The organism is Streptomyces zinciresistens K42, from assembly GCF_000225525.1.
Classification (GTDB): domain Bacteria; phylum Actinomycetota; class Actinomycetes; order Streptomycetales; family Streptomycetaceae; genus Streptomyces; species Streptomyces zinciresistens.
In genome coordinates this window covers 1-5,011 of the sequence record NZ_AGBF01000311.1, presented here as the reverse complement: position 1 = coordinate 5,011, position 5,011 = coordinate 1, and the positions used below count along the sequence as shown (strand labels likewise).

The following is a 5,011-nucleotide window of genomic DNA, read 5'->3' as shown; positions in this document are numbered from 1 at the left end:
CGCGCCGCGCCGACGGCCTTCGGTGCCGCGCTCCCGGCCGGACCCGGCGCGGCGCCGCCCGAAGGCCCCCGGGGCGGTGACGGCGGCTCAGAGCGCCCCCACCGCCCTCGGGCGGGTCACCTGACCCGGCCGTACCAGACGCTCCTGGTCCAGATCCTCTCCAGCTTCACCACGTCACCGGTCTTCGGGGAGTGCCAGATCCTGCCCTTCCCCGCGTAGATGCCGACGTGGTAGATGTACGACCCCGAGTGGAAGAACACCAGGTCACCGGCCTTGCGGTTGCGGGCCGGGAGATGGCGGGTCTTGTTGTACTGCTGGGCCGCGGTGCGGGGCAGCTTCTTGCCCGCCTTCTTGAACGAGTACAGCGTCAGCCCGGAGCAGTCGAACCGGTTCGGCCCGGTGGCGCCCCACTGGTACGGGGAGCCCTTCTTGGAGGCCGCGATCCGCAGTGCCTTCGTCGCCGGGGTGACCGCCTCGGCCTCCTGGCTGAAGCCGGGCGCCACGATCGACCCGCTCACCGCGGCGAGGGTGAGAGCGGAGGCCGTTCCGGCCCGGACCATGAGCGACGGGACACGATTGAGCGCAGTCATGCGCAACCCTTCGTCAGCCGCCTGAGAAGGATGACCTGTCGGATTCGGGCTGGCGAAGTTGCCCGGCCGCGGTGTCGCGGCTTCACCCCAAGGGCTGCTCGGCTCGAACGGACGTCCGCTCCGGCGACCCGTCTTGCTCGGGTCCTCCACTCCTGCCGATCCACTCCTGTCGACCGGTCATCCGCGCGGCGGCAGGACTCGGCGTCCGCCCGGATCGCCCCGCCGCCGTGGCGGGGTCTTGTCGTCAGACAGGGATCTTGGCGCACGAATGAACGAAAATCCCAACGGAACCGGGGATTTATGGTGTTGGTCACCAGTCACCCGTTCGGGTGGACACCCGCGTGTTCGACCCGGTGTCCCCGGGGTGAGGTGCCCCGGACCAGCGGCGAAGCGCTCGACGCCGCCTCGGGGCCATGCCGTCGCGCAAGCCGGGCGGGCACTCGGAAGGACGGATTCCTACGCCGAAAGGGGGTACTCCATTCGGTCCGTTTCGACACGAGCGCGGAGTACCCGCCATCGGCCGGCGCCACCGCCTCCCGAGTACGCGCCGTCAACTGTCGGAGCGCGGCGGCACCGTGACGCGCGCCGCGCGGCGCTCCCCGTCCAGCACGCGCAACGCGCGCGCCAGCGTGCGGGCGTGCAGCTCCGTCTCGCCCCGCTGGTGCATGAGCGCCAGCGCGTCCCGCAGCGCGACGGCCCTGCCCACGAGCGCCTGGGCCGCCCGCAGTCCGCGGTAGGTGTCGCCGTCACGGGCCGGATTGATCCGGCCGAGCAGGTCGACGGCCTCCAGGTAACGGTCGATCAGCTCCCCTTCGGCCCGGGTCAGCGCGGGCAGCGGCGGCAGTTCGGGTGGCAGCACCGGCCGCTCACCGCCCCGCGGGTGCCGCGAGGGTGTCCGCGCGGCCCGGGACGACGCGATCCGCCGGCCCGTGCGCCACCGCTTCCCGGGCGTCGAGGACCTCGTCCCGTCCGATGCCGCCGGACATCTGTGCGCGCGTGCGGCCCGGGTGACGGGCGGGCATCTCCTCGTGCTCCGGGTGCATGGACCGGGCCGCCACGGCGGTGGCCGCGACGGCGTCGATCCGGGTGGCGCGGACGACGACCCGCTCCTCCGGCGGCCTCGGGTACGGATCATCCGGCGTCCTGGCGCCCGAGCTGGTGCGCTCGGTGAACTCGGGCAGCACGGAGCGGGCGGACGGTCGGGTCATGGCTCACGCCTTCCTCAGCGGGGTGTCGATGCAAAATGTACAGGACGTACATGACGTAATGTGGGGAGCATGTCCTACGAGATTCCGGTGACGCAAGCCAGGGCCGAGCTCGCCGAGCTGATCAATCGCGTGGTGTACGGCGGCGAGCGCGTCGTCGTGACCCGGCACGGCAAGCCCCTCGTCGCCCTGGTCTCCGCCGCCGACCTGGAACGGCTGGAGAAGCGCGGGGAGCCGGACGAGCGCCCGGAGGAGCAGGTCGTCAGCGCGGTGTCCGCCGTCCACGACGTCCCCTCCGCCCCCCGCGAACGCCGGCGCTTCGACATCGCCGCGGAACACCGCGGGGCCGGCTCCGCGTAGGCCGGCTCCCGCGCGGAGGAGCCCGGTCCGCGCGCCCTCGGTCCGCGCGCCCTCGGGTCCGCCGCCCGGCAGGCCGTCACCGAACCCGAACGCCACCGAACCCGAACGGTGCCCGCCGGCCAGGGCCGGGGCACGGCCGGTGACCGCGCGGTTAACGTGCCCGAAACGCGTCCCCACTAGCCTGCCGTGCACGCCACCTGGCACTTTGCCCCGTGGCGGCGGCAACCGGACCCCGCACGGCGTCCGGGGCGAGGACTGTGAGGTGGGACGTGCATCTGACCCCGCACGAGCAAGAGCGGCTGCTCATCCACGTGGCGGCCGACGTCGCAGGGAAGCGCAGGGCCCGCGGAGTGAGGCTCAACCACCCCGAAGCCGTCGCCCTGATCACCTCGCACGTCCTCGAAGGCGCCCGGGACGGCCGCACGGTCGCCGAACTCATGTCCACCGGGCGCGGACTGCTCACCCGGGACGACGTCATGGAGGGCATCCCGGAGATGATCCACGACGTCCAGGTCGAGGCGACCTTCCCGGACGGCACCAAGCTCGTCACCGTCCACGACCCGATCGTCTGAGGGCCGCCCGGTGATCCCAGGCGAGATCCTGTTCGGTGACGGCCCGATCGTCCTCAACGAGGGCCGCGCGGTCACCCGGCTGACCGTCCTGAACGCCGCCGACCGGCCCGTCCAGGTCGGCTCCCACTACCACTTCGCCGAGGCCAACCCGGGCCTGGACTTCGACCGCGCCGCGGCGCGCGGCAGACGGCTGAACGTCGCCGCCGGCACCGCCGTCCGCTTCGAGCCCGGCATCCCCGTCGAGGTCGAACTCGTCCCGCTGGCCGGAGCCCGGGTGGTCCCGGGACTGCGCGGGGAGACCGGAGGTGCCCTCGATGCGTGAGATCCAGCGCGCCGCGTACGCCGACCTGTTCGGCCCCACCACCGGCGACCGCATCCGGCTCGCCGACACCGATCTGCTGGTCGAGATCGAGGAGGACCGCAGCGGCGGTCCCGGACACGCCGGTGACGAGGCCGTGTTCGGCGGCGGCAAGGTCATCCGGGAGTCCATGGGCCAGTCCCGCGCCACCCGTGCCGAGGGCACCCCCGACACCGTCGTCACCGGTGTCGTGGTCATCGACCACTGGGGCGTCGTCAAGGCCGACGTCGGCATCCGCGACGGCCGGATCACCGGCATCGGCAAGGCCGGCAACCCCGACACGATGGACGGCGTGCACCCCGACCTCGTCATCGGCCCCGAGACCGAGGTCATCGCGGGCAACGGACGGCTGATGACGGCAGGCGCCGTCGACGCGCACGTCCACTTCATCTGCCCCCAGATCGCCGACGAGGCGCTCGCCTCCGGCGTCACCACCCTCGTCGGCGGCGGCACCGGACCGGCGGAGGGCTCGAAGGCGACCACCGTGACCCCGGGCCCCTGGCATCTGGCCCGGATGCTGGAGGCGATGGAGCACCACCCCGTCAACGTCGGCCTCCTGGGCAAGGGCAACACCGTCTCCCACGAGGCGATGCTGTCCCAGATCCGCGGCGGCGCGCTCGGCCTGAAGCTGCACGAGGACTGGGGCTCCACCCCGGCCGTCATCGACGCCTCGCTGACCGTCGCCGACCGCACCGGCGTCCAGGTCGCCATCCACACCGACACCCTCAACGAGGCCGGATTCGTGGCCGACACGCTCGCCGCGATCGCGGGCCGCGGAATCCACGCCTACCACACCGAGGGCGCGGGCGGCGGGCACGCCCCCGACATCATGACCGTGGTCTCCGAGCCGCACGTGCTGCCGAGTTCGACGAACCCGACCCGGCCCTACACGGTCAACACCGCCGAGGAGCACCTCGACATGCTGATGGTGTGCCACCACCTCAACTCCGCGGTGCCCGAGGACCTCGCCTTCGCCGAGTCCCGCATCCGGCCCTCGACCATCGGCGCGGAGGACATCCTGCACGACCTGGGGGCGATCTCCATCATCTCCTCGGACGCGCAGGCCATGGGGCGCGTCGGCGAGGTCGTCCTGCGCACCTGGCAGACCGCCCATGTGATGAAGCGCCGGCGCGGCCCGCTGCCGGGCGACGGACGTGCGGACAACCGGCGGGTGCGCCGCTACGTGGCCAAGTACACGATCAACCCCGCCCTCGCCCAGGGCCTCGCCCGTGAGATCGGCTCCGTGGAGAGCGGCAAACTCGCCGACCTCGTGCTGTGGGAACCGGCGTTCTTCGGCGTCAGACCGCATCTCGTCCTCAAGGGCGGACAGATCGCGTACGCGCAGATGGGCGACGCCAACGCCTCCATCCCGACTCCGCAACCGGTGCTGCCCCGGCCGATGTTCGGCGCCCTGGGACGGGCTCCCGCGGCCAACTCCCTCAACTTCGTGGCACCCCTGGCCGTCGAGGACGGCCTGCCCGAACGCCTCGGCCTCGGCAAGCGGTTCGTGGCCATCGAGTCGACGCGCGCGGTCACCAAGGCCGACATGCGCGAGAACGACGCCCGGCCCGAGGTGCGGGTCGACCCCGACAGCTTCGCCGTGCACATCGACGGCGAACCGGTCGAGGCCACCCCCGCCGCCGAACTGCCCATGGCCCAGCGCTACTTCCTCTTCTGACGGCCGCCCATGACACGCGCAGCACTCCTCGTCCTGGCCGACGGCCGCTTTCCAGCCGGCGGGCACGCCCACTCCGGCGGGGCGGAGGAGGCCGTCCGGGCGGGCCGGATCACCGGCGCCGCGAGCCTCGCGGACTTCTGCCGGGGCCGGTTGCACACCGCGGGCCTGACCGCGGCCTCGCTCGCCGCGGCCGCGGCCCTCGGCGCCGACCCCGCCGCGCTGGACGAGGCCGCCGACGCCCGCACCCC

General features: G+C 73.0%; 7 protein-coding genes, 1 pseudogene and 1 riboswitch. Of the genes and pseudogenes, 5 read left to right on the top strand and 3 right to left on the bottom strand.

Annotated features, from left to right (window positions below; translation table 11 throughout):
* Positions 1-116: 116 nt before the first annotated feature.
* The 3 genes from SZN_RS35275 to SZN_RS35265 all read right to left on the bottom strand — a co-directional run bounded on the left by SZN_RS35275 (position 117) and on the right by SZN_RS35265 (position 1,798).
* Complete coding sequence (locus SZN_RS35275; protein WP_007504874.1) at positions 117-590, bottom strand: C40 family peptidase; 474 nt, start codon at positions 588-590, stop codon at positions 117-119.
* Positions 591-593: 3 nt separating this feature from the next.
* Positions 594-726, bottom strand: a riboswitch (cyclic di-AMP (ydaO/yuaA leader).
* Positions 727-1,140: 414 nt separating this feature from the next.
* Positions 1,141-1,449, bottom strand: coding sequence for a hypothetical protein (locus tag SZN_RS35270; protein WP_007504873.1), 309 nt, complete (start codon positions 1,447-1,449; stop codon positions 1,141-1,143).
* Between the two features lie 7 nt (positions 1,450-1,456).
* Entirely contained in the window at positions 1,457-1,798 is a 342-nt protein-coding gene (locus SZN_RS35265) for a Clp protease/crotonase-like domain-containing protein (protein WP_007504872.1), read from the bottom strand.
* A gap of 69 nt (positions 1,799-1,867) precedes the next feature.
* On the opposite strand from SZN_RS35265, the gene SZN_RS35260 reads away from it, so the two are divergent.
* From SZN_RS35260 to SZN_RS35240, 5 genes and pseudogenes are all read left to right on the top strand, one after another.
* On the top strand, positions 1,868-2,155 hold the full coding sequence (locus SZN_RS35260; RefSeq protein WP_007504871.1) for a type II toxin-antitoxin system Phd/YefM family antitoxin: 288 nt from the start codon (positions 1,868-1,870) through the stop codon (positions 2,153-2,155).
* A gap of 269 nt (positions 2,156-2,424) precedes the next feature.
* Positions 2,425-2,727, top strand: coding sequence for an urease subunit gamma (locus SZN_RS35255; protein ID WP_007504870.1), 303 nt, complete (start codon positions 2,425-2,427; stop codon positions 2,725-2,727).
* 10 nt (positions 2,728-2,737) lie between these two features.
* Positions 2,738-3,049, top strand: a complete 312-nt coding sequence (locus SZN_RS35250) for an urease subunit beta (RefSeq protein ID WP_007504868.1) — start codon at positions 2,738-2,740, stop codon at positions 3,047-3,049.
* On the top strand, positions 3,042-4,763 hold the full coding sequence (locus SZN_RS35245; protein ID WP_007504866.1) for an urease subunit alpha: 1,722 nt from the start codon (positions 3,042-3,044) through the stop codon (positions 4,761-4,763). Before SZN_RS35250 ends, SZN_RS35245 begins: the two co-directional genes overlap by 8 nt.
* A gap of 9 nt (positions 4,764-4,772) precedes the next feature.
* Positions 4,773-5,011, top strand: a pseudogene (locus SZN_RS35240) (urease accessory protein UreF); the annotation flags it as partial.